General features: G+C 72.7%; 21 protein-coding genes. 7 read left to right on the top strand and 14 right to left on the bottom strand.

The window, feature by feature from the left end; all coding sequences use genetic code 11:
* Window positions 1–191: 191 nt before the first annotated feature.
* Window positions 192–1,220, bottom strand: coding sequence for a lytic polysaccharide monooxygenase (locus tag ACWEKM_RS23800; protein ID WP_451623248.1), 1,029 nt, complete (start codon window positions 1,218–1,220; stop codon window positions 192–194).
* A 184-nt stretch (window positions 1,221–1,404) separates the two neighbouring features.
* On the opposite strand from ACWEKM_RS23800, the gene ACWEKM_RS23795 reads away from it, so the two are divergent.
* Window positions 1,405–1,854 carry a GNAT family N-acetyltransferase gene (locus tag ACWEKM_RS23795; protein ID WP_451623217.1) on the top strand — a complete coding sequence of 150 codons (450 nt, stop codon included), beginning with the start codon at window positions 1,405–1,407 and terminating at the stop codon, window positions 1,852–1,854.
* Between the two features lie 16 nt (window positions 1,855–1,870).
* On the opposite strand, the gene ACWEKM_RS23790 is transcribed toward ACWEKM_RS23795, so the two are convergent.
* Window positions 1,871–2,005: a hypothetical protein gene (locus ACWEKM_RS23790; protein ID WP_451623216.1), complete on the bottom strand. Its 135-nt coding sequence runs from the start codon at window positions 2,003–2,005 to the stop codon at window positions 1,871–1,873.
* Between the two features lie 138 nt (window positions 2,006–2,143).
* Between ACWEKM_RS23790 and ACWEKM_RS23785 the strand changes: the two genes are divergently transcribed.
* Window positions 2,144–2,758, top strand: a complete 615-nt coding sequence (locus ACWEKM_RS23785; protein ID WP_451623215.1) for a class I SAM-dependent methyltransferase — start codon at window positions 2,144–2,146, stop codon at window positions 2,756–2,758.
* Between the two features lie 18 nt (window positions 2,759–2,776).
* Here the strand turns inward: ACWEKM_RS23785 and ACWEKM_RS23780 are convergent, their stop codons facing one another.
* Complete coding sequence (locus ACWEKM_RS23780) at window positions 2,777–3,277, bottom strand: DUF402 domain-containing protein (protein ID WP_451623214.1); 501 nt, start codon at window positions 3,275–3,277, stop codon at window positions 2,777–2,779.
* Complete coding sequence (locus ACWEKM_RS23775; protein WP_451623213.1) at window positions 3,258–4,187, bottom strand: GNAT family N-acetyltransferase; 930 nt, start codon at window positions 4,185–4,187, stop codon at window positions 3,258–3,260. Before ACWEKM_RS23775 ends, ACWEKM_RS23780 begins: the two co-directional genes overlap by 20 nt.
* A gap of 70 nt (window positions 4,188–4,257) precedes the next feature.
* Here ACWEKM_RS23775 and ACWEKM_RS23770 point away from each other — a divergent pair, with 70 nt between their 5' ends.
* Entirely contained in the window at window positions 4,258–4,629 is a 372-nt protein-coding gene (locus ACWEKM_RS23770; RefSeq protein WP_451623212.1) for a GntR family transcriptional regulator, read from the top strand.
* Window positions 4,630–4,890: 261 nt separating this feature from the next.
* Here ACWEKM_RS23770 and ACWEKM_RS23765 read toward each other — a convergent pair whose 3' ends face one another.
* Together ACWEKM_RS23765 and ACWEKM_RS23760 are read right to left on the bottom strand one after the other, a co-directional pair.
* Window positions 4,891–5,661, bottom strand: coding sequence for a DUF72 domain-containing protein (locus tag ACWEKM_RS23765; protein ID WP_451623211.1), 771 nt, complete (start codon window positions 5,659–5,661; stop codon window positions 4,891–4,893).
* A 357-nt stretch (window positions 5,662–6,018) separates the two neighbouring features.
* Window positions 6,019–7,113, bottom strand: coding sequence for a DUF5925 domain-containing protein (locus ACWEKM_RS23760; protein ID WP_451623210.1), 1,095 nt, complete (start codon window positions 7,111–7,113; stop codon window positions 6,019–6,021).
* A gap of 175 nt (window positions 7,114–7,288) precedes the next feature.
* On the opposite strand from ACWEKM_RS23760, the gene ACWEKM_RS23755 reads away from it, so the two are divergent.
* Window positions 7,289–8,713 (top strand): GH39 family glycosyl hydrolase, encoded by a 1,425-nt coding sequence (locus ACWEKM_RS23755; protein ID WP_451623209.1) that lies wholly within the window; start codon window positions 7,289–7,291, stop codon window positions 8,711–8,713.
* A gap of 13 nt (window positions 8,714–8,726) precedes the next feature.
* Here ACWEKM_RS23755 and ACWEKM_RS23750 read toward each other — a convergent pair whose 3' ends face one another.
* From ACWEKM_RS23750 to ACWEKM_RS23730, 5 genes are all read right to left on the bottom strand, one after another.
* Window positions 8,727–12,680 carry a lipopolysaccharide biosynthesis protein gene (locus tag ACWEKM_RS23750; protein ID WP_451623208.1) on the bottom strand — a complete coding sequence of 1,318 codons (3,954 nt, stop codon included), beginning with the start codon at window positions 12,678–12,680 and terminating at the stop codon, window positions 8,727–8,729.
* Window positions 12,673–13,473, bottom strand: coding sequence for a polysaccharide deacetylase family protein (locus ACWEKM_RS23745; RefSeq protein WP_451623207.1), 801 nt, complete (start codon window positions 13,471–13,473; stop codon window positions 12,673–12,675). Before ACWEKM_RS23745 ends, ACWEKM_RS23750 begins: the two co-directional genes overlap by 8 nt.
* The gene (locus ACWEKM_RS23740) at window positions 13,466–14,620 is read right to left on the bottom strand and encodes a glycosyltransferase family 2 protein (protein ID WP_451623206.1); all 1,155 of its coding nucleotides are present in this window, start codon (window positions 14,618–14,620) and stop codon (window positions 13,466–13,468) included. The genes ACWEKM_RS23745 and ACWEKM_RS23740 overlap by 8 nt, the downstream gene beginning before the upstream one ends.
* A complete protein-coding gene (locus ACWEKM_RS23735) occupies window positions 14,617–15,468 on the bottom strand; it encodes a glycosyltransferase family 2 protein (protein ID WP_451623205.1) in 852 nt (283 codons plus the stop codon). The genes ACWEKM_RS23740 and ACWEKM_RS23735 overlap by 4 nt, the downstream gene beginning before the upstream one ends.
* A gap of 368 nt (window positions 15,469–15,836) precedes the next feature.
* Complete coding sequence (locus ACWEKM_RS23730) at window positions 15,837–16,340, bottom strand: hypothetical protein (RefSeq protein ID WP_451623204.1); 504 nt, start codon at window positions 16,338–16,340, stop codon at window positions 15,837–15,839.
* Between the two features lie 269 nt (window positions 16,341–16,609).
* Here ACWEKM_RS23730 and ACWEKM_RS23725 point away from each other — a divergent pair, with 269 nt between their 5' ends.
* The gene (locus tag ACWEKM_RS23725) at window positions 16,610–17,416 is read left to right on the top strand and encodes an SGNH/GDSL hydrolase family protein (RefSeq protein ID WP_451623203.1); all 807 of its coding nucleotides are present in this window, start codon (window positions 16,610–16,612) and stop codon (window positions 17,414–17,416) included.
* A 231-nt stretch (window positions 17,417–17,647) separates the two neighbouring features.
* On the opposite strand, the gene ACWEKM_RS23720 is transcribed toward ACWEKM_RS23725, so the two are convergent.
* The 3 genes from ACWEKM_RS23720 to ACWEKM_RS23710 all read right to left on the bottom strand — a co-directional run bounded on the left by ACWEKM_RS23720 (window position 17,648) and on the right by ACWEKM_RS23710 (window position 22,475).
* Window positions 17,648–19,153, bottom strand: coding sequence for a nickel transporter (locus ACWEKM_RS23720; RefSeq protein WP_451623202.1), 1,506 nt, complete (start codon window positions 19,151–19,153; stop codon window positions 17,648–17,650).
* Window positions 19,150–20,829: a tetratricopeptide repeat protein gene (locus ACWEKM_RS23715; RefSeq protein WP_451623201.1), complete on the bottom strand. Its 1,680-nt coding sequence runs from the start codon at window positions 20,827–20,829 to the stop codon at window positions 19,150–19,152. Before ACWEKM_RS23715 ends, ACWEKM_RS23720 begins: the two co-directional genes overlap by 4 nt.
* A gap of 107 nt (window positions 20,830–20,936) precedes the next feature.
* Window positions 20,937–22,475: a DUF4331 domain-containing protein gene (locus ACWEKM_RS23710; RefSeq protein WP_451623200.1), complete on the bottom strand. Its 1,539-nt coding sequence runs from the start codon at window positions 22,473–22,475 to the stop codon at window positions 20,937–20,939.
* A 220-nt stretch (window positions 22,476–22,695) separates the two neighbouring features.
* Between ACWEKM_RS23710 and ACWEKM_RS23705 the strand changes: the two genes are divergently transcribed.
* Window positions 22,696–23,238 (top strand): sigma-70 family RNA polymerase sigma factor, encoded by a 543-nt coding sequence (locus tag ACWEKM_RS23705; RefSeq protein WP_451623199.1) that lies wholly within the window; start codon window positions 22,696–22,698, stop codon window positions 23,236–23,238.
* Window positions 23,235–23,473 (top strand): RskA family anti-sigma factor (locus tag ACWEKM_RS23700; protein ID WP_451623198.1); only part of this gene is annotated, 239 nt, incomplete at its 3' end. The genes ACWEKM_RS23705 and ACWEKM_RS23700, both read left to right, overlap by 4 nt.

Genomic DNA, 23,473 nt, shown 5'->3' with positions numbered 1-23,473 from the left:
GCCGGTTGGCCCATGGCGGCACGATACGCATGCCGTCGGCCGGCTCCGCTTCCCGGCCGACGGACGTGGTGATGTAGTGATGTGGTGACCCAGGACAGCGCCCCACCACCTGCGCGTCGGCGTTCGGCCGAGCCGGGCCCCGGCCCGGGGCCCGACCGGACTGAGCCGCCGGTCGGGCCCCGGAGATCCGTTCAGCGGCCGTGCCGACCGCCCGTCGCGCGCCGCCGCACCGACAGGAACAGCACCGCCGAGCCGAGCGACAGCACCGCCGCGCCACCCGCCGCCAGGTACGGGGTGCCGCCGTTCGCCCCGGTCTCGGCCAGGTCCGCCGAGGCGCCGGCGGCCTTCGGCTCGTCGGCCGAGCTGCCGACCGCGGTTGCCGTCGGCTGTGACGATGTGCTCGCGGCGTCGTCGCTGTGGCCGTGGTGCTCGATCGTCGACTTGTCGGCACCAGCCGCGATCTGCTCCTCGGACGGCGCGGACGCGCCCGGTGCCGGCGTGGTGTCACCGCCGGTGCCACTGGCGGCTGTGCCGCCGCCGCTCGTACCACTACCGCCGTCGCTCGTGCCGCCGCCGGTGCCGGTGCCGCCGAAGGAGACGTCGGAGCAGGAGTAGAACGCCTCCGGGCTGTCCGAGCGCTGCCAGATCGCGTACAGCAGCTGCCGGCCGGAGCGCTCGGGGAGCGTGCCGGAGAACGTGTAGAAGCCGCCCGAGGCCACCGGGTCGGTGGCCGTCGCGACCGGGTGCTCCAGGTTCAGGTCGGCCCAGGCGAGCGGCTTGGCCGGGTCGTAGCCGGGCCGGGTGAGATAGACATGGAACGTGCCTTTGTGTGGAGCGGTCACCCGGTACCTGAAGGTGTACGAGCCGCCGCTCACGCTCGTCGCGGGCCAGTCGGCGCGGGCCAGGTCGAGCCCCTTGAACTCGTCGTTGTTCGCGCTGCACAGCTTGCCGTCCGGGATCAACTCCTGGTGCCGGCCGTTCGCGTCGCCGATCCGGACGCCGTTCCAGTCGTAGAGCGCCTGGGTGCCGCCGGCCGCGACCGCCGCCCGGCAGGCCGCCGAGTCGGGGCTCTCCGGTCCCTCCGCGTAGCACTGCGACACCCGGCTGACCGGGTCGCCCATCGAGCCGTGCGCGGCGGCCGGCGCGGCGGCGAGCGCGGTCAGGGCGAGCGGTGCCGCGCCGAGGGCGGCGACGGCCGCGGCCGTGCGGCGCGCGGGCACCTGGCGGCGTACGGACATGGGGGAGCTCCTACGGTCTTCGGGGGTGGGGTCGATCCCGTGAGGGGGCGATCAGAAGCTAGCCCGAAGAAACCGGGAAATCGCCTGCCGGAGGCGGGCGGGGGAGATCCTTATGGTCCGCTTAAGGGGGTGCTCAGGCTGCGCTCAGGTAAGTAGCGTGCGCGCCATGACAGACGATGCCGTCCGCCTCGCCCGTGCCGCCGACGTACCGGCGGTGCGGGCCGTGACCGACGCGGCCTACCGCCCCTGCATCGAGCGCATCGCAGTGGTGCCGCAGCCCATGGAGGCGGACCACACGGCGAACGTCGCCCAGGGGAAGGTGTTCGTCACCGGCGATCCCGTGATCGGCCTGGTCGTGGTCGAGGCACGCCCGGATCACCTCTTCCTCGACAGCATCGCCGTCCACCCCGACGCACACGGCCGGGGTGTCGGGCGTCGGCTGCTGCGGTTCGTGGACGCACACGCGCGTGAGCGGTCACTGACCGAGGTCAGGCTCTACACGAACGCCCTGATGTGGGAGAACCGCCGGATTTACCCGAAGTACGGGTACGAGGTGGTGGAGCGGCGAGTGGACGGCCCCTACGACCGCATCCACTACCGCAAACGGCTGGACTGACCGGGCTTCCGGCCGGTCAGCCGTCCGGCCACCAGGTGCGGGCGATGTCCTCGCGGACCTCCGGGCGCCCCGCGGGGCGCTCCTCGGCTTCCTCGCGGACCCGCCGGGTGTCCGTCTTCTTCAGGGGCTTCTGCACGGTTACGCGGCGCATGGCTGCCTCCTTCGGCGCCTGCCGGAATCCGCGATCTGGCGGTGGCAGACCCTTTGGGTGAGAGTCGCTCATCGGCGGCGGTCTGTCAGTGGCGGCTGTCACCCTCGGACTGTCAGTGGCGGGTGTCACTCTGGGGGCATGACGGACGCGAGTGACCGAAAGGCAGCGGCGCGTGTCGACTGGGACGCCGCCGCAGCGACCTTCGACGACGAGCCTGACCACGGGCTGCGCGACCCCGAGGTACGGGCGGCCTGGGCCGCCAGACTCCGCAGCTGGCTGCCCGGCCGCCCCGCCGACGTGCTCGACCTCGGCTGCGGCACCGGCAGCCTGGCGCTCCTCGCCGCCGAGCGGGGGCACCGCGTCACCGGCGTCGACCTGTCCCCGGCGATGGTGGACCTGGCCCGGGCCAAGACCGCCGGGCGCGAGGCGGTGTTCCTGGTCGGCGACGCGGCGGCACCCCCGGTGGGGGTGCGGCGCTTCGACGCAGTCCTCGTCCGGCACCTGCTGTGGACGCTGCCCGGGCCCGGCCGAGCGCTGCGGCGCTGGAGCGGGCTGCTGCGGCCGGGCGGGCGGCTCGTGCTGGTCGAGGGCGTATGGGGGACGGTCTCCCCGGTCGGTATATCCGCCGCCCGGCTGACCGCCCTCCTGGAACCGATCGCCTCCGATGTGCGCGTGGAGCCGCTGTCGGACGAGCCCGCGCTGTGGGGCGGGCCCGTGACGGACGAGCGGTACGCGGTGCTGGCGACGGTGTGATCACCGGTGGTCGGCGGGTCAGGCCAGCAGCGCCTCGAAGCGTTCCGTACGGGCGAGCGCCTCCAGCTCGTCGAGCGCGGCCACGGCGGCGGCCGCGGCCCCGGGATCGGTCCGGGTCAGCCCGCTCGCCGCGAACTCGTCCTCGTCCAGCCGCCGTACGTCCGTGCCGTCCGCGGAGCGCCACAGGTCCAGGTCGAGGTCCTCGACGACCAGCTGTGTGCCCGACAGCACGGCCGGCCGGGCGATGTCGCAGTACCAGCCCTTGAGCGCGCCCGCCGGGTCGCGGACCTCCATCACCGCGTACCAGCGGTCCCGCCAGTAATACTCGGTGAAGACATCGCCCGGTTCGAAGCGTACGAAGCCGAAGTCGCGGACCGTGCCCCCCGCGAAGGGGGCGCGCACCACGATCCGGGTGCCGTCGTCCCGGAGCAGCTCGGCCGGGTAACGGATCTTCGTACGGCCGCCCTTGACCAGGACGACCTCCAAGAGACGGCCCGGGTCAGCCGAGTTCGCGGACATGGCGCACCTCCGTCGCACAGACCCGGTAACCGAACCATGTGTTGATCGCGATCATCGGGCCGTTTCCGGTGTCGTTTCCGGTGAACGCCTCCGTGAACCCGGCGGTGCGGGCGCGGTGCAGGGAGTCGTTCTTGGCCAGCTTGGCGAGACCGCGGCCCCGGAAGGCGCGCGCGGTGCCCGTCATCACGGTGCCGTAGCGGTGCCCGCCGTCCGTGCGGGCCGCGCTGAACGCGGCGGGACGCCCGTCGACCAGGGCGACCGAGGTCAGCTCGGGGCTGAACAGGGGGTGCCGCCAGGTCTCGTCGAGCCAGGCGTCGTAGTCGGTGAACTCGGTGTCCATGTCGCTGGGTTCGTCCGCCGTGGTCTCCGCGTCCAGCCGGAAGAGCGGGCGCGGGTCGTCGGTGAAGTCCGAGCCCTTGCGCAGTTCGACGCCCGGCGGCGGGTCCTGCAACGGGGGCAGCGTCGCCCGCGCCAGATCGAGCCGGAGGAAGTGCGCGGAGCGGGCGGCCCGGTAGCCGTGCCGTTCGGCGAAGACGAGGTTGCCCGGCTCGTCCAGCACCCAGGCCAGCAGTCGGCGCGCGCCCCGGGCCGCCAGGTGCTCCTCGGCGGCGCGCACCAGCAGCCCGCCGGCGCCGCGCCGGGTCCGCCCCGGGTCGACGTACACATTGACATAGCCCTGGCCCGGCTCCGGGCTGTCGTAGGCGATGCCCACCTGGGCGGTGCCGATGATCTCGCCGTCCTCCTCCGCGACGAGCCTGCGCAGATGGGCGTCCGGGTGGGCGTGGGCGATGTCGTGGGCGACGGATTCCGGGGTGAACAGCATGAAGGGGAGGGCACGGCGCCGGACCCGGACGAAGCCGTCCAGATCCGCACGCACGTCGGGGCGCAGATCGCGCACGAGCACAGTCATGGGGCCGCACGCTACGGGGGATCCCGGCCCGGGTGCCCCTCATTTTCCGGGGGTGCGGGAGAATCACGGCGTGACCTTGAGGATCCACATCGACGACAGCGCACCGCCGTACGAGCAGGTGCGGGCCCAGATCTCGGAGCAGGCGCGGTCCGGGCTGCTGCCGGTGGGCTACCGGCTGCCGACCGTGCGGGGGCTGGCCGAGTCGCTGGGGCTCGCGGCGAACACCGTGGCCAAGGCGTACCGAGCGCTGGAGACGGACGGGGTGATCGAGACGCGGGGCCGCAACGGGACGTTCGTGGCGGCCGCGGGCCCGGCCGCGGCACGCGAGGCCGCGACCGCCGCGCAGACCTACGCGGAACGGGCCCGCCGCCTCGGCCTGGACGAGACGGCGGCGGTGACGACGGTACGAGACGCACTGCGTGCGGTGTACCGGACGGAGTGAGGTGGAGCCGGCGGATCCAGTCGGTCCAGTCGGTCCGGTGGGTCTAGTGGGTTCGGTTGGTCCCGTGGGGCTGGCGCCCATGGACTTCGCTGCCGTGCCGTTGGCTTGGGTGTGTGGCCTGGGCGCGTGCTGCCCGTACGGCGGGCCGCCTCGGGCCGCCTCGGGTCGGGCGGGACGGGAGGGGGCTCGATGCCGGTGGGCCGTATCGGAGTGGTGCGGCACGGTTGCGTAGGAGGCCAGGGCGGTGGGGGTGCGACGGGGTCAGCCGTGCGGCGTCAGGGTCGGTGTGCGGGTGGTCGGCAGGCCCGCCTTCGCCGCCGCCCCGGCGAAGGCCGTTGCGTCCTGGACCGCCGCTCCGCCGGGGTCGTTGTTGAAGTACGCGTAGACATCGTCCGTGCTGGACCAGGTGGTGGCGATGCGGTCGGTCCAGGTCTCCAGGGAACGTCGGCCATAGCGCGGCCAGGGCCGGGCGCGGCCCTGGTGGAAGCGGACGTAGCCCCAGTCCGCGGTGCGCCACAGCGGGGTGACCGGGTGGGCCAGGACGTCGGCCCAGCACAGCGCCGCGCCCCGGGACTCCAGGACGGCACGGGTCCGCGGTGTCCACCAGGAGTCGTGGCGGGGCTCGACCGCGGCCCGGGTGCCGGGCGGGAAGCACGCCAGGCACGCGTCCAGGAGGTCCGGGTCGGCGCGCAGGGTCGGCGGGAGCTGGAGCAGAATCGGGCCGAGGCGGTCGCCGAGGCCCGCCGCACTGCCCATCAGCCGCCGCACCGGCTCCTGCGGATCGCGCAGCCGTTTGATGTGCGTGAGGTAGCGGCTGGCCTTCACCGCGATCACGAAGTCCGAGGGCACCCGCGCCCGCCAGTTCTCGAAGTTCTCCCGCGTCGGCAGCCGGTAGAACGCGTTGTTGAGCTCCACCGTGGCGAAGCGCGCCGCGTACTCCTCAAGCCACAGCCGCACCGGCCGGTCGGCCGGGTACAGAACGCCACGCCAGTCCCGGTACTGCCACCCCGACGTGCCGACGAACAGGCCCATACCCCCATCAAAACACCGACCCCCGACCGCGGCCCCTCTCCGTTCCGTGCCGCCGGCCGATGGCGGTTTCCTCCGGGGTGGCCGGGTGTGGCTCTTCGCAGGTGGCAGGGCGTGCTCCCGCACCGGCCGCCAGCCGTTGGTCGTCTCCGATGGCCGGGTTTGTCTCCCGCACCGGCCGCCGGTCGTGGCCTCTCGCTGGTGGCCGGTTGTGGTCCGGTGCCGGCGGGTGGGCTGTGGTCCCTGGAAACCGCCGATGGCCCGGGGCCTCGCCCACGGCCGGGCGCGGCCCGTGCCGCAGGCCGGTCGTGGCGCCTCAGCGATGGGCTGGGACGCTCCCCGGTGGCCGGTCGCGGCTCCTCACAGGTACAGGCCGGCGTCCGCGGCCCCGCGTGCGCCCGGTACCGATGCCGGTGCCGTGCCGCGGCGCAGCGCATACAGTTCGGCCAGCGTCGCGCCATCGCGGCCGATTCCCTGCTCCGTGCCCAGCCAGGCCACCGCCTCCCGGCGGGTCAGCGGGCCCACCTCGATCCGGGCCAGACAGCGGCCGGGACGGACCACGGCGGGGTGCAGCCGCTCCAGGTCCTCGTTGGTGGTGACGCCGACGAGCACGTTGCGGCCCTGGCCCAGCAGGCCGTCGGTCAGGTTCAGCAGCCGCGACAGCGCCTGGCCCGCCGTGTGCTTGGCCTCGCCGCGGATCAGCTCGTCGCAGTCCTCCAGCAGGAGCAGCCGCCAGCGGCCCTTGCCCGCCGCGTCCTCCTCGCCGATGGCGATGTCCATCAGATAGCCGACGTCACCGAAGAGCCGCTCCGGGTCCAGGACGCAGTCGACCTGGCACCAGTCCCGCCAGGAGCGGGCCAGCGTGCGCAGGGCGGAGGTCTTGCCGGTGCCCGGCGGGCCGTGGAGCAGCAGCAGCCGGCCGGCGATGTCCTCGGGGGTCGTCTTCATCAGCTGGTCCATCGCGTCCGCCACCGGCGCCGTGTAGTTGGGCCGCACTTCCTCCCAGGTGCCCGCCGAGATCTGCCGGGTGGTGCGGTGCGGGCCGCGCCTCGGGGACACGTACCAAAAGCCCATCGTCACGTTCTCCGGCTGCGGCTCGGGTTCGTCCGCCGCGCCGTCCGTGGCCAGCTCCAGGACCTCCTTCGCCAGCTCCGCCGTGGTCGCGGTCACCGTGACGTCGGCGCCCCGGTTCCAGCGGGAGGCCAGCAGGGTCCAGCCGTCGCCCTCGGCGAGGGTCGCGCTGCGGTCCTCGTCCCGGGCGACGCGCAGCACCCGGGCGTTCCGCGGCAGCAGGGTCGCGCCGGAGCGGACCCGGTCGATGTTGACCGCGTGCGAGTACGGCTGCTCGCCCGTCGCGAAGCGGCCGAGGAACAGTGCGTCGACGACGTCGGACGGCGAGTCGGAGTCGTCGACGTTGAGCCGGATCGGCAGCGCGTCGTGTGGGTTCGCAGACATGCCGCCATGATCCGGCACGCGGGCCCCGTACGCACCCGGTTTCCGAAGTGGGCGCGGAGTGTCGGCCCTGCGAACACTTCTCTGATTGTTCCCCTCTGCCCCCTCTGTCCTGTGTCGGAGCTGTGCGTCGCCGAGACCTGCCGCGCGCCCGTCCCTCGCCGTACTGTTGTCCTTGATGACACGTCATGGGGGGAATTCGGGGGCTCGGCGGTGGCGGCTCACCGCTCTGCTCGGTGTGGGTGTGGCCGCTCTTGCGCTACTGCTGACCCTGGTCAACATGCTTCCGGGCGGCGGCACCGCGGGCACCACGCGCGACGGCGACAAGGCGTACGGCACGCCCGCCACCCCGGCCGGCCGGCCGCAGCCGTATGTGGGCTGGGGGTTCACCCACACCCAGTACAGCGCCGACCAGGGCGGCGCGGCCACCGAGCGGGTCGAGGGGCTGCTCGCGCGCAGCGCCGGACTCCCGCAGAACCAGCACATCATGGGCTGGGGCGCCGACAACCCCGAGCCCGTACCGGGCCGTTACGACTTCGGCGCGCTCGACCGGCGCGTCGACTTCATGCGCGCCTCCGGGGCCACCCCGGTCATCACGCTGTGCTGCGCCCCGGACTGGATGAAGGGCGGCGGGGCCGGCGCCGACCGCACGGACTGGAGCCAGGCCGCCCTGGAGACCGCCCCGACCCCGGACCACTACCAGGACTTCGCCGACCTCGCCGCGACCGTCGCCAGACGCTATCCGGACGTCACCCACTTCATCGTCTGGAACGAGTTCAAGGGCTTCTGGAACGACGCGAAGGGCCGCTGGGACTACGAGGGATACACGAGGATGTACAACCTCGTGTACGAGGCGCTCAAGAAGGTCGGCAAGGACATCATGGTCGGCGGCCCCTACCTGGTGATGGACAGCGTCGACCCGCGCCGCACGGAGCACGCCTCGACGACCCTCAAAGGCCCCTGGGGCGCCATGGACCAGCGGGTCCTCGACGCCTTCGGCTACTGGAACACCCACCGCAGCGGCGCCGACTTCGTGGTGGTCGACGGCTCCAGCTACACCGACGACGACGAACTGCTGCCCGACGAGTTCGCGGCCACCGACAAGTTCACGGCCGTCGGCGCCTGGCTGCGCCGACAGACCGACAATCTGCCGCTGTGGTGGGCGGAATACTACGTAGAGCCTGCCGAGCCCGCCGACGCCGCCGACGAACGCACCGGCTGGTCCGAGGCGCGCCGGGTCGCGGTCCAGGCGGCCGGCCTGATCGCCATGGTCAAGGGCGGCGCCGACTCCGGCTTCTACTGGAACCCGGAGAAGAAGGAGGGCACCGACTGCGCCGGCTGTCTGTGGACGCCCACGGGCGGCCCTTCCGGGGGTGTGAAACTCCCCATGTACGACCTGGTCTCCCGGTTCGACCGGGCGTTCCCGCCGGGCACCCGGTACGAGACCGTGTCCGTCGCCCGGGACGATGCGCCGGCGGTCCGCGTCCTCGCCACCGACAAGGCCGTCCTGGTGGTGAACACCCTGAACCGGTCGATCAGCGCGCGGGTCGACGGAAAGCGGTTCGACCTGGGGGCGTACGAGGTGAAGTGGCTCACCAGGTGAGCCACTTCCCGCCTCACTTCATCGTCAGGAACCGCTGTGCCAGCGCGGCGAGCAGCACCGCGAGCAAGGGCAGCGAGAACCAGAAGCCGCCCTGCAACAGGCGCAGTCGGCGCACGCTCGGCCGCATCGCGACGCGGACCGCCTCGCGTGCGGTCAGCAGCAGGACCAGCGCGACGGCCGCGAGACCGCCGACCACCGACCACGGCGTCCACGTCACCTGCGGTCCGATCGGGCCGGGCGCCGGTTCGGGTACCGCACCCGCGGGCCGCTCGCGCAGCGCGTACATGGTGACGTCCTCGTTGACCAGGACCTTCGTCAACTCCGGTCGCTCGTCCAGATTCCGGATCAGGCGGGGCTGCCAGGTCGCCGAGAAGCCGACGTCCATCTCCAGATAGGTGACCTGACTCCGGTTGATCATCAGATACGCGTTCGGGCCCGCGTCCCCCAGCGCCTTCACCAGGCCGGACACCAGCACGGGGTCGGTCGGCGCGAGCGTCGGCACATAGTCGACCCGTTCCATGTCCCTGGCACCCCACGGCATGGCCGGTGTCACGTTGTTCACGGTGTCATTGCTCAGCCACAGCAGGCGCACGGTCGGCTTGTCGTGGGCGTACACATAGTCCATGGCCGCGACCTCGCCGGGTCTGATCCGCTCGAACGGCTCATTGCCCCAGCGGGCCACCAGGAAGCCGCCCATCAGCAGCAGACCCGCGAGCAGCGCGGCCAGCGGTGCCAGGCTGACCCGGTCCCGCTCACGCTCCTTCGCGGTTACGCCGGTACGCGGGAACAGGGCGAGGGCGGCCAGCATCGCCGCGCCGGGCAGCGCGAACATAAAGACACGCAGGGCCATTTCGCCGCCGTACGACTGCATGCCGAAACCCAGGAACGGGACGAAGGCCAGCACCAGCAGCGACCGCTCGCGGTACCGGTGCTCGCGCCGCCGCCACCAGCCCCAGCAGGCGAGGGCGAACACCCCGCCGGCCAGCAGCACGCGCGTGTACAGCACCAGCTTGTGGCTCGAACTGCCGCCCTGGATACGGCCGGACACCGACGTCGAGACATTGCTGCCGACCCCGCCGATCCCGCCGAACAGGTCGTCGAAGTGCCCCGACCAGTACGGTTCGGCCATGAAGCCGATCCAGGCGGCGACCAGCACCGCGAACAGCAGGGGCAGGCCGCGCAGTTCGGACTTGCCGATCAGGACCAGCGCGGTGAGGACACCCAGCATCACGAACGGGGTGAGCTGGTGGGCGGGCACGCTCGCCACGTACAGGCCGATCACCACCATGAGCAGTACGGCCCGTTGCCGCCGGCCGGCCGGTTCGACCTCCGCCTCGCCGGGGCGGAACCGCGCCCGGATCACCCGGGGGGCGCGGAACCAGACGAGCAGGATCGCCACGAAGACGAGGTAGAGGAGATAGGTGAAGCCCTGCGGGGAGAAGTAGTCCTGGCCGACCCAGCCGCCGAGCACAAAGATCCAGATGCCGGTCCACTTGGCCCGCCAGCTCGCCCGCAGTGACCGTACGAGCAGGAACAGCGGTACCAGATAGGCGAGTTGGATCGCCGTCGGCCACCAGCGGATGATCTCGGTGAAGTCCGTGATCCCGCCGGCCTTGGCGACGAACGCGGCGACGGCGAAGAAGCCCGGCCAGCTCCAGCGCGCGTCCAGGTCCGGGACGGCGGACCCGGTGCGGTCGATGTAGTCGATGAACCCGAGGTGCTGCCAGGCCGTCGCGAACCGCGGCTCGGTCTCGACGACCGCGGGCAGGGCATGCAGCGACACCACCGTCGCCAGCAGCGTGACCAGCAGCAGCGTCCGGTGCTCGCGGCGCAGCCAGAGCAGCGAGGCGAACACCGTGATCAGCAGCGCCGCCCCGATCAGCGTCGGCAGCGGCAGCACGGAGATCAGGCCGAGCCCGCCCATCCGGTCCAGGTCGGCCTCGCCGAGCCGCGCCGCCGGCACCCAGTACAACAGGAGCGCGGCCACCAGCAGACAGCCGAGGACGAGTCCGGAACGGGTGGGCGACAGGCTCCGGCGCGGGGTGGCCGGGGACGGCTCGCAGACCGGGTCCCGGTCGGGTTCCGCCGGTCCGTCCGGCCCTGCGTCCGCCGGTCCGTCCGGCCCCGTCTCCGCCGGTCGGGTCGTCTCCGTCTCCTTCAGTCCCTTCGCCTTCGCCTTCGCCTCCGTCTCCGTATCCGCCTCCGTCTCCTCCTTCGGTCGCGCCGGGAAGGCCGACCCGAACGGCGCGTCGACCTCCGCCTCCTTCAGCGGCGACGCCTCGGCGGGGCCCAGCGAGGTCTCGGTGTCCGGCGCCCGGTCCCACACCCGGCTCCGGTCCAGCGGCAACACCCCCGTCCCGGCCGGTGTTCCGGCCGGTCGCCGCGCCCAGGCGGGCCGCCGGTCCGGGTCCGCCACCGGTGTGCCCGAGGGCGGGGTGCCGGGCCCGGGGCGCACGTCGGGGCGGCGCTCCTGGTGGTCGAAGTCGACGTGGATGCCGAGCGCCAAAGTGTCGCTGTCCAGCGCCCAGGCCGGGCCGCGCCCCCGGGACCGGGCGGCGGGCACCTCGCGCGTCCCCAGGTCGGCGAGGTCCCCGTCCGGTGCCGCCGTCGCGGGGACCTCCGCCGCCGGAGCGGCCCGGACCGTCCGCCACAGCCGGGGCGCGGCGATCGCCACGATCACCGTCAGACTGGAGATCTCCGCCACGCCCGCGCCGGTCAGGCCCATGCGGGGGAGCAGCAGCAGCGTCAGACAGAGCACCAGCACACACAACAGGCCCTGCAACCAGGCCAGTCCGGCGGTCCGGCTCTGCGCGCGCAGGGTCGCGAAGTAGGTCTCCATCACGACCCGCAGCAGCGCGCCCACGGCGAACCAGCGCAGCAGCGGGGTCGCCGCGTCCGCGTAACCCGCGCCGAACACACCCAGGATCCAGGGCGCCCCGACGAACAGCAGTCCACAGATCGGCAGCATGATCCGTGCCATCCGGCGCAGTGCGGCCCGGGTGTCGGCGGCCAGCCGCGCCGGGTCGTGCGAGCCCTCGACGGTGAGGGACGCCCCCATGTTGATGGCGAGCAGGTTGACGGTGCCGCCGATGGTGGTGGTGATGTAGAAATAGGCGTTGTCCTCGGAGCTGACCTGCGCGGCGATGAGCACCGGGACGAGGTAGACCACGGCCAGCGAGAACAGCGACCCGGTGTAGTCCCCGGCGAGGAATCTGCCGATCTCCTTCAGCGTCGGCGGCCGGGCCCGCTCCTCGGTCGCCCGCACATGCCGGGGCACCAGCCGGCGGAACACCAGCCAGCCCAGCGGCAGTACGGACGTGGCGATCGCCGCGACCCAGGACACGAAGACCCCGGTGGTGGGGATCGCCACGGCGAACGCGACCAGCAGCCCCAGCTTCACCGCCGAGAACACGGTGTTGCCGACCGGCACCCAGGGCGCGCTGCGCAGCCCGGTCAGCACACCGTCCTGGAGGGTGAGCAGGTTCCAGGCGACGACGGCCAGCACGAAGCCGAGGCCGTTCAGCGGCCCGTGCAGGAACCGGTATGACGGCCCCCAGCTGTCCAGCGTCATCAGGAAGACGCCCGCGGCCAGCGCCACCACCAGTGAACTGCCCGCGTACGTACGGAAGACGAGCTGACCGGTGCGGCGCCCGGACACCGGGATGAAGCGGGCCAGGGCGCCGGTCAGGGTGACCGCGGTGAGCCCCGCGAGGAGCTTCATCGCGGCGATCGCGGCGGAGCCCTGACCGACCGCGGACTCGGAGTAGTAGCGGGCCGCGGCGAGCCAGAAACCGACCCCGAGGACGGCGGAGATGCCGGTGTTCAGCATCAGGGCGTAGGCGTTGCGGAACAGTTGGTTGCCGCCGCCCGACGCGGCTCGTCCGGGCAGGCGCAGTCGGCGCCCCGACGGCTCGGGCGCCTCGGCGCCGGGCGCCGCGGCCTCGGTCGTGGTCGTCGTGTCAGACACGGGTACGGCTCGTCTTCCGGCGGACCTGGCGGGCTCTGCGGACCAGGGCGTACCCCTTGGTGAGTGCGCGGTCCCGGGCGAAGGCGCGGGCGAGGGAGCGGCCCTGGAGCAGTCGCTCGAACTCCTGGACGTCCGTGCCGCGGCGCACGGTGAGCCGACGCAGGGCGTACGGTCCCTGGCGGCGGCGGGCCGGCCCGTTGCCGACGGCGAGCGCCTGGGCGAACCCCGCCGCGCGCACCGCCCGGCGCACCCGGCGGCTGGAGTAGCCGTACGGATAGGCGAACGAGGTGGGCACGGCGCCCAGTTCGTCGGTGACGATCCGGGTGCAGCGGGTCAGCTCGGACCGCAGTGTCGCGTCGTCCAGTTGGTCGAGTTGTGGATGGGTGTGGCTGTGCCCGCCGATCTCGACACCGGCGCCCGCGAGTTCGCGCACCTGGTGCCAGTCGAGCATGGTGTCCAGGCCGCCTCCGGTGTCGTGGGCGCCTCTGATCCAGCCGGTCGAGACGAACAGCGTGGCCGGGAAGGCATGCCGGGCGAGCACCGGCAGGGCGTGCCGGTGCACGCCCTCGTAGCCGTCGTCGAAGGTGATCAGGACCGGGCGGTCGGGCAGCGGTCGGCCCGAACGCCAGCGCGCCGCGAGTTCGGCCGTGCCGAGCGGGGTGAGACCCAGATCGCCGATCAGCGCCATCTGTTCCGCGAACGCCTCGGGGGCGACCGACAGGACGCGGGTGGCATCGTTCGGCGCGGTCGCCACCGAGTGGTACATCAGTATCGGCACGAATGCCTCAGCCATGTCCGTCCCCCTCGGCTGCCTTCCGCTCGGCCGTCTTTCCCTCGACTGTCTTTCCCTCGGTCGTCTTCCCTTCGGCTGTCTCCCTTTGGGCCGTGGCCCTTGCGGTCGTCTTCCCTTCGGCCGCCCCGGGCGGCGCGATCGGCACCACCGAGAACGTGGCCTCACCGCGGCGGGCCCGGGCGCTGCCCACCAGGTATCCGCCCGCCGCGGCGAGCACGCCCGCGACGATCGCGCCCGCCCGTCCCGCGCCGCCCGGCCGGGCCAGCAGGGCGTCCCGCAGACCGCGGGCGACCCCGGCGGGCAACACCCGCGTCGTGTACCGGCGTTCCGACTCCAGCCCCTTGGCCGCGCCGACGCTGCGCGCCACCAGGGCCTTGGACAGCCCCTCGGCGTAGGCGCGCGTACGGAAGTAGCCGAAGCGCTCGCGTGCCCCGGGCACCCGGTGGTGGATCACGGCCCGGTCGTCGATCAGCAGGATCGCCTCCGGCCGGGCGCGGCCGAGCCGGATGCACAGCTCCGTCTCCTCACCGCCCAGGGGCCGTTTGTCGCCGTCCCGGCCGATGCCGGTGGCGAAGCCGCCCGCCGCGGCGAAGGCCGTGCGCCGGAACGACGCGTTGCCGCCCAGTACGTTGCGGACCCGGACCCGGCCCGGCGGCAGGCCCCGGTAGGTGCAGCCCACCACCCAGTCGAACTCCTCCGGGAACCAGGCCGGCCGGCGGCCCGACGCCCAGATCGGCACCGTCCGACCGCCGACGGCCAGCACCCTCGGATCGGCGTACCCCTCGGCGAAGCGGTGCAGCCAGTCCCGCTCGGCGACGGCGTCGTCGTCCAGGAAGGCGATGACCTCCCCGCGTGCCGCCGCGATGCCGGTGTTGCGGCCGGCGGACAGACCGCGGGGACCCGCGTTGGCGAGCACCCGCACGCTCCCGGCCGTCCGGTGCCCCCCGTGCGCTGCCCGCGCGGCCCCGTGGTGCTCCGGGTATTCCTCGGTCAGCCGGTCCAGGAGCGCCGGGTTGTGGTCGACCACGAGCAGTGTCTCCAGCGCCGGGTACGTCTGCGCGCGCACCGAGGAGACCGCCGCGAGGATGTCCTCCCAGCGGTCCTCGGTATACACGCAGATCACGACGGAGATGTCGGGATCGCTCAAGACACCTCTCCCCGGACCGAGTTGAGCTGCACCGCATCGAGCCGGACCGCGTCCAGCGTCGGCGAACGGCGTTCGCGCCGACGCAGGTCACGGCGGTTGGAGCGTTCCCTCAGAATCACCTTGAGCACCCGCAGCCCGTCCCGCACCGCCCGCAGATTGCTGGTGCCGTGGATGCGCAGGTACTCGTGGCTGGGTATCTCCTGCACTCTCAGCCCCGCCTTGACCACTCTGATGTTCATCAGGGTCTCCACCTCGAAGCCGGTGCAGTCGAGGTCGATCTGGTCGAGGCAGTGCCGCCAGAACGCGTTGTAGCCGTAGCACAGATCGGTGTAGCGGGCGCCGAACTTGCGGTTGACGACCGTGCACAGTGCCCAGTTGCCCAGCTTGCGGATGAAGGTCATGTCGTCGGTGCCGCCGCCGTTGGCGAAGCGCGAGCCCTTGGCGAAGTCGGCGCCCGAGACCAGGGCCGAGACATACGAGACGATCTCCTGGCCGTCGGCCGAGCCGTCCGCGTCCACCATCACGATGATGTCGCCGGTGCACGCCCCGAACCCGGTGATCAGGGCATCCCCCTTGCCCCGCCCCCGCTGTTCGACGACCTTGACCCCGGGCCACAGTCGGCGGGCCACCTCCACGGTGTCGTCGGTGGAATTCCCGTCCACGAGCACCACTTCGTGTATCCACTCGGGCAGGGTCTTGAAGACATAGGGCAGGTTCTCCGCCTCGTTCATGGCCGGAATCACGACGCTCACCGGCGGCGCGATGGCCAGATGCGAGGAGATCGGCCGGTAAGGGCCGGGATTCAACGGAACTTGGCCCGAGGTCGGCGGGCGCAGAACGGAACTCACGAGTGTTGTCCCTCTCGTCCGGTGGGCCGCCCGCCCCTGGGCGGCCCGGCACTGTGTCCGGTTCGAAAGGGGGGTACTCACGCACGGCACGGCGAGCGGATCTCCGTGCACGCGGGTGAGCTGGCAAAGCTGGCCGGTCCGCCGGGAATGGCAGACGGCAGCCGGTCGCGCGGCACGGCTCGGTCACCAGTGCGGTCACCGAGCACGGCACCCCCCTACCGCGCCCCGCGCCGGAACGTCGCGGTCCCGAGCCCTCCCCTGGAGCCGCTTGGTGACGGACCGATGCGAGTGAGATGTATGACGGTATTGACGATTGAACCCATATGGCAAGACCTGAAACGAGCCTCACGTTTTTGTTGGTTTGGCCGTTACACAAGTTTGTCGGCCGTTGCCCCTTCCCTCGAACGGTCTTTCCGCATCCGCCCTTTCCACTTCTCTACCTTCCGTATCTCTCCTTTCCGCATCCGTCCCTTCCGTATCTGTCCGATCACTCCGTCGGCCAGGAGCAGCAGCAGGCTGAGCGCCGCCACGGCCACGATCCCGCCGCTCGGCGACCAGCGATGCACGGTGAGCATGCCCTGCGCCACCAGCATGTCGACGACGACCGCGCCGGCCAGCGAGGCGAGCAGCCGACCGAACGGATCCAGCCCGCGCAGGGCCGTCGCGATGGCCGCCGCGGGCGCCGCGAGCAGGAAGAAGAGCGCGAAGGGGGCTCGCAGCGGCGACTGCGAGCCGGTGAGCGCGAGCAGCGCCCCGGCTCCGCCGACGGCGGTCGCGACCCCGGTGAGCAGCGGCGCCAGGTCCCTCCCCGGACCCGGCCGCGCCCGCTCGGAGCCGTCCGGCGCAGGCGTCTTGGCGCGTCTGATCCGCATGGTCGGCTTTGCCCCCCGAAGCGTCGGATGCCGGGCTTCAATGTCGCGCGGCACCGACGGGCCGTCAAGATGCGGAAGTGGCCGCATCGGTGACCGGCCGCCCCCTGGGTGTGGCTGTCAACGGATCTGTTGTGAACAGGCGATCAATCAGGCGGTAACGCGCGCGGTCAATCTCTTTCGGATGTGAGCAATGTTGGCATGGACACTTTCAGTCAACACGCGTAGCTGGTACCAACGTTGAGGCAGAGGTCCTGCTCAACGGAGGTTCCATGAGACGTTCCCGGCTCACCTCATATCTGCTCGCAACCCTTCTCGCGGTCGGCTTCGCCCTCACCGGGGCCGCCACGGCGCAGGCGGCCACGTCCGCGGCGACCGGCGGCTACGTGGCGCTCGGTGACTCCTACTCCGCCGGAGTCGGCGCGGGCGGCTACATCAGTTCGAGCGGCAGCTGCGACCGCAGCACCAACGCCTACCCCTACCTGTGGAACGCGGCCCACGCCCCGTCGTCGTTCGCCTTCAACGCCTGCTCCGGCGCCAGGACGGACGATGTCCTCGCCAGCCAGCTCGGCTCGCTCAACTCCTCCACCGGCCTCGTGTCCCTCTCCGTCGGCGGCAACGACGCCGGTTTCGCCGACGTCATGACGACCTGTGTGCTCAGCTCGGACAGCACCTGCCTGTCCCGGATCAACACCGCCCGGGCCTACATCGGTTCGACGCTGCCCGGCAAGCTGGACGCCGTCTACTCGGCGATCAGGTCCAAGGCCCCGTCCGCCCGAGTCGTCGTGATCGGCTACCCCCGCTTCTACAAGCTGGGCACGACGTGCGTCGGCCTCTCCGAGACCAAGCGGTCCGCGATCAACGACGCGGCCGACGCCATGGACAACGCCATCGCCCAGCGTGCCGCCGCGCACGGCTTCGTCTTCGGCGATGTCCGCACCACCTTCTCCGGCCACGAGCTCTGCTCCGGCAGCTCCTGGCTGCACAGCGTGAACCTGCTGGACATCGGCACCTCGTACCACCCCACCGCGGCCGGCCAGTCCGGCGGCTACCTGCCCGTGTTCACCAACAACGCCTGATCCGGCAGGGCGCGTTCGACAGCGAGCCCGAAGGCGCAGCAGCCCGAAGGCGCAGCGGAGGCCCCGACCGCCGGGGTCTCCGCCGCTGTGCACAGCACCGAGAACGGCACAGCACCGAGAACGGCACAGCACCGAGAACGGCACAGCACCGAGAACGGCACAGCACCGAGAACGGCACAGCACCGAGAACGGCACCGCGCCGGATGTCGTCCGCAGCGGCGCCTGTACAGCTCATCCGAGTGCGGATGCCGTCCCCCTGAGCACCAGTCCGATCCCCAGGGCCACGACGGCGACCGCCGACGCCAGGGGCACGGTCCGGCGTACCAGGGCGGCCACCGGATGGGTGGTCCAGCGGGGTCGCCGGTCCAGCACCCGGTTCATTCCCGTGCCCAGCCTGACGACGGCGAATCCGGCCGCGGTCAGCGTCAGGGCCAGTCCCATCCCGTAGGCGACGACGAGCAGCAGCCCGAACCAGGCGTGACCGAGCGCGGCGGCGCCGACGAGCACCACCACCGCGGACGGGCTCGGCACGAGCCCGCCCGCGAAGCCGAGCAGGATCGTGCCGCGCAGCGTGGGGGCGGTGGGGTGTGTGTGGGTGGAGCCGCCATGGGTGTGCGCGACGGTGTGTGGGTGGTCATGGTGGTCGTGGTGGGGGAGGTGGTCGTGCGAGTGGTCGTGTGGGTGTGGGTGTGGGTGTCGGTGCGGGCGGTCGCGCCATGTCCGGCGTACGAGGCTGGTGCCCGCCAGCATCACCAGGACTCCGCTCGCGATCCCCAGCCAGGCGATCACCGAGGGCGCCGCCGCCGAGCCCGCCGTGACGAGCAGGCCGAGAGCGACGACGCCGAGGGTGTGGGTGACCGTCACCGAGGCCGCCAGGGGCAGCACGTCCCGCAGCCGGGCCCGGCCGCCCCGGGCGGCCGCCGTCGCGGCCATCAGCGTCTTGCCGTGGCCCGGGGCGAGGGCGTGCAGCGCGCCGAGTCCGACCGCGACGACCAGCGTCAGCAGGGCGAAGCCGACGGTCGGACGGTGCCGGGCGACGAGGCCGTCCAGGGCGCGGGTCCAGCGATCGGCGCCGCGGGGCAGGATCGTGGCGGCGGGCGCGTCCCGGCGCGGCTCGGCGAGGGCCGGACCGCCGGGCCGCACCCGTACGGCGGCGCTGCTGGTGTCGGCGGGTGAGGACAGCAACTTCCCCGGATAGCTGGTGAGTTCGTGCGACACGGATTGTTCGGGCACATCCGTCGCCGTGAGCGTCATGCGGTCGCCGCGCGCCGTGATCTCCCGCCAGCCCGGCCCACTGCCCGCGCCCGCGGCGTGGAAGCCGATCGCGACGGCGCCGCCCTCGGGCAGCGGGGCGGTGAACCGGCACTCCACGCGCACCGTGTCGAGCCCGGCCTGCCCGGGCCGCCGCAGGGCGTGACCGCGTTCGACGGACAGTGCGGTCCGCCGCCCGGCCACGGTGAGCGCGCTGCCCTCGGCGGCGTCGGCGCACCGCTGCCGGGCCCACCCGGCCGTGCCCAGCCGCTCGATGTCCGGCCGGGCCTGGGCGGCGGGGATCTCGGCGAGGTCCTCGACGTGGTCCACCCGGAGCTGCCCGGGGGCCGCCACGAGACCGTCGTAGCGGTTGACGGTGAAGTTGCCGAGCGGGTGTGCCTGGGCGCTCGCGGCCGGGACCAGCGCGAGCGCGCAGGCCGCCATGAGCACGGCCGCCGCGGCGGCGAAGGTATGACGAAGCCTCACTCGGCCGCCTCCGGCCCGTGCAGCGCCGTACGGGCCCGCGCCGCGCCGAGCGGCGAGAAGCCGGGGTTCAGCCGCAGGGCCGCGGTGAGCGAGGCGCGGCCGTCCCGCCGCTCGCCCACGGCCAGCTCGATCATCCCGCGGTGGTAGCGGAAGGCGGCGTTGCGGTACCCGGTGGCCGTGGCCCGGCGGGCGTACGGCAGGGCCTCCCGGTCCCGGCCGTTGACATGCAGGGCCCAGGCAAGGGCGTCCGCGGTGTGCACGCTGTGCCGGCGGGCCCACTCGGCGCGCGCCGCGCGCAGGGCGGCGGCCCGGTCGCCGTGGTCGGCGGCGGCGAGCGCGGTGTCCAGGTCGGCGTCGACCCCGCCCGCGCGGGCCAGCTCCGTCCACGCGTCGACGAGGGCGTACTGCTCATGGGCTTTGGCCGCGTCGCCCGCGGCGCCGCGCGCCTCGTACAGCTCCCCGAGCGCGACCAGCGGACCGGGCAGCGGGGAGCGCGCGACGACGGCCTCCAGGCCCCGGACGGCGGCGGCCCGGTCACCGCTCGCGGCCTGCGCGCGGGCCCGGCCCTCCAGGGCGGGCAGATAGGTCTCGTCGGCGGCGAGCGCGCGGGCGTAGTGGGTCAGGGCGGTCCTGTAGTCGCCCTGGTTCCAGGCGAGTTGGCCGAGCTGGCTGGCGACGTACGCCACGTCCCCGGGCGCTGTGGCGGTGGTCAGCGCCCGTTCCAGCACTCGCCGGGCGGTGCCGACGTCGCCGCGCAACTCGTGTACGTAGGCGTACCGGGTGAAGACCGGCACCCCAGGGCGGCGCGCGTCGGCGGTGTCGGCGGCCCGGGCCGCCTCGTCGTACCGGCCGAGTTCGACGAGGGCGTCGATACGCGAGCACAGGGCGCGCTCGCTGTACGGGTTTCGCGCCAGTGCCCGGTCCGCGTGGCGCAGGGCGCCCGTGAAGTCGTGCCGGGCGGCGGCGAGCGCGGCGCGTCCCGCGAGGGCCTGGTCGTTGTCCGGGACCAGCTGCAGGGAGCGCCGCAGGGCCTGGTCGGCCTGCGCGTACCGGGAGGGGTCGCCCTGGACGCGGGCCTGTTCGACGTACCCGAGACCGAGGGTGGCCCAGCCGGAGTAGTCCCGCGGCTGCGCCCGCAGTTGTGCCTGTAGGGCGGCGATGCCCGCGTCGAGGTCGCCGCCGCTCAGCAGGCCGGGGGAGACGGCGGCGGTGGCGGGAACCGCGGCGGAGGCGGGTGCCCCGTTCCGCGCGGCGCCCACGGCGATGGCACCACCGGTGAGCGCGACGGCCAGCAGCACCGCGCAACCGGCCGTCCGCGCCCGCCGCCACCGCCGCCCGGCAGCCGCCACCGGCCGCCCGGCGGCGACCCGTTCGCCGGCCGCGGCGTCCGGCGGGACGCCGCGGCTCGCTCCGGGGTTCTCCGGCCCGTTCTCGGGGGTGTTGTCGTCCGGCGCGTTCTGGGGGGTGTTGTCGTCCGGCCCGTTCTCGGGGGCGTTGTTCTCCGGCGCGTTCTCGGGGGCCTCGTTGTCCTGCGTGTCCTTGGGGGTGTCGTGGTCCCGCGGGTTCTCGGGGAGATCGCCCCCCGACGCGTTCTCGGGGACGCCGTTCCCCGGCTCGTGCTCAGGGGCGTTCGCCGGTCGTCCGGCCGGTTCGTCGTCGTGCGTACGCGGGGGCATGCCCTCTCCTCCGTCGCCTGGGCGGCTGGTCGTGCGGGGGTGGCGCGGCCCGCGCCGTGGGGGATACGGAGATGCGGGCCGCGCCGGTCGGTGGGTGCGGTGACGGGTCAGTACGGGCGCCGCAGCCGACGGCGCCACCACGCCAGGGCGGTTCCGATCAGCAGAATCCCGGCGGCGCCCGAGGCCGCCGAGGCGGCGATCAGCATCGTGTCGCCGGAGCCGCCGGACGAGTCGGCCGGCCGCAGCGCGTCACCGAGCTGGCTGCGGACGTCGGCGCCTTCCGTGGTGCCCTGGGCGAGCGCGCCGCGCGAACCGGCCGTCGGCTGGGCCACGTACGGGAAGTAGTGCTCGAACTTCTTGTCGTTCGCGTCCACCGCGTCACCCAAGTCGTTCTTGGCACCGACCAGTTCGCCCTCGACCACCTGGAGGGCGGCGTCGATCACGTCGTCGGTCAGCCGACGGCCGTTCGGGAAGCCCGCGTTGTCACCGTCGAGCACGCCGAGCCGCTTGGGATGCGCGCTCGGCTTGATCGACGTGTTCAGGCGCAGCTCCTCCGCCGGGCGCACATGCGGCGGCTGGTTGAGCCCCTCGACCCCCTTCAGGAAGACATCGACCAGGTCGTTGCGCGGTTCGGCGGGCGCCGGGATCTTGTAGATCCCCTCGATGAGCTTCGGCAGCTCCGGGTTGGTGACGTTCTTCAGGAACTGCGCGTCGTCCTTCGGCTCGGACGCATTGAACCTGTCCTTGTCCTTCTGCGGGTTGACGACCTCGTTGACCAGCGGGTTGCCCAGCCGCGACACCTGTGTGTAGTACCCCTGCGCGTTCCGGCGCTGCGTCGTCGACCAGACGCCGACGACCGGCTGCTCCGCCGACTCGCGGATCAGGTCGTTCGGCACTTGCAGGGCGATCGTGTTGACGTTGTAGCCCTTGAGGGTGTCCCGGCCGACCTCGGACAGGTTCCCGCCGTACAGCAGGTCGAAGACGCGCAGGTCCAGGAAGAACGGGTCGTCCGCCTGTCCGGCGAAGGTCCGGGCGCCGCCCGCCGTCTTGTGGATCGCCTGCGCGCGCAGCGCGCCGTAGTCCGGCATCGAGGCCTTGCCCACGTTGGACGGCGCGACCGGCACGTCGTCCGCGAGCTTCGTCCGCGACATCTCGTGCTGGTCCTTCATCCGGATCAGATCGATGTCGTAGGTCTGCGTGATGTTCAGGTCGGGGTCGTCGAGACTCGTGACGGGTCCCGTGTTGTAGAGGAACGTGTCCCCGTTCTTGCGGTGCGTGGTGAAGGTGTAGCGGAACAGCAGCTCGCCCTGCGCGTCACCGTTGTTGTCGATGTGCAGGTCGTACTGGGCGTCGTCCGCGAACGTGTAGAAGTTCGGTCCGCCGGCCGGCTCCTCGAACGGGATCCAGTTGGCGATGACCGTCGTCGTGTCCGGCTCGTCCGGGCTGACGAACGCGTACACGTCCGTGTTGTCGTACTGCGGGGCCCCCGAGATCAGCGGGGCCTCCCGGTGGGAGGAGGCGGAGGCCGCCCCCGGTTCCAGCGTGGCCACACCGGCGGCTGTGAGCCCTCCGGCGGCCAGCGCACCACAGATGAGGGTGGCGAGACCCGAACGTCCCGCGGCCCTCCTGAAGATGAGAGGAGTCATGCCGTCCTGCCTCATGCCGTCCTGCCTCTGTGCCGACTTGCCTGTCGCTCGGGGATTCGGAGCCGGCGACGGGGCGGATTGGTCGGCCGTGATTTTTTTTCTCCCCCTGCGCGACCCGCGTTTTCGGTCGGCTGATCCGTAACACCGTCCGGAGGTGCGTTCGGTGCGAATGCCTGGTGTGACGGGACGGTCCGGTTGTGGACGGCGAGAGGGGGACGCGATGGCGGCGGACGAACTTCTGGTACTCGTGGCGGGCGGCGACCAGAGGGCGTTCGAGGACCTGTACGGGCTGGTGTCCGGACCGGTGTACGGCCTGGTGCGACGCGTGGTGCGCGACCCGGCCCAGTCGGAGGAGGTGGCCCAGGAGGTGCTGCTCGAACTGTGGCGCTCCGCGGCCCGGTTCGACCCCGCCCGGGGCAGCGCCCTCTCCTGGGTCCTCACCCTCGCCCACCGGCGTGCCGTGGACCGGGTGCGCAGCGCCCGCGCGGCCGGCGAACGCGAGGAGCGCGAGGCCCGCCGCGCCCACCACCCGGCCTTCGACCAGGTGTCCGAGGAGGTGGAGGCGGGCCTGGAACGCGAGTGGGTGCGCCACTGTCTGGACCGGCTCACCGCCCTCCAGCGGCAGTCCGTCACCCTCGCCTACTACGACGGCTACACCTACCGTGAGGTGGCCGAGCGGCTCTCGTTGCCGCTGGGCACGGTGAAGACACGGATGCGCGACGGACTGACCCGGCTGCGCGAGTGCCTGGGAAGTGCCGCATGAGTGCCCTCCGCCGTCTGCTGCGCCGCGAGGACCTGCACTCGCTCGCCGCCCCCTACGCGCTCGACGCCCTCGAATTGGGCGAGCGGCGCCGCTTCGAGAAGCACCTCGACGGCTGCGAGCGCTGCGCCGACGAGGTCCGGGCGCTGTCCGAGGGCGCGGTACGGCTCGCCTGGTCCACGGCGGCCCCGGCGCCGGCCGCGCTGCGCGAGCGGGTGCTGGCCGCCGCGCGCACGAC

It is taken from the genome of Streptomyces sp. NPDC004752 (assembly GCF_053601275.1).
Note: the sequence above shows the minus strand (reverse complement) of the source record. Positions and strands in the feature narration are given on the sequence as shown.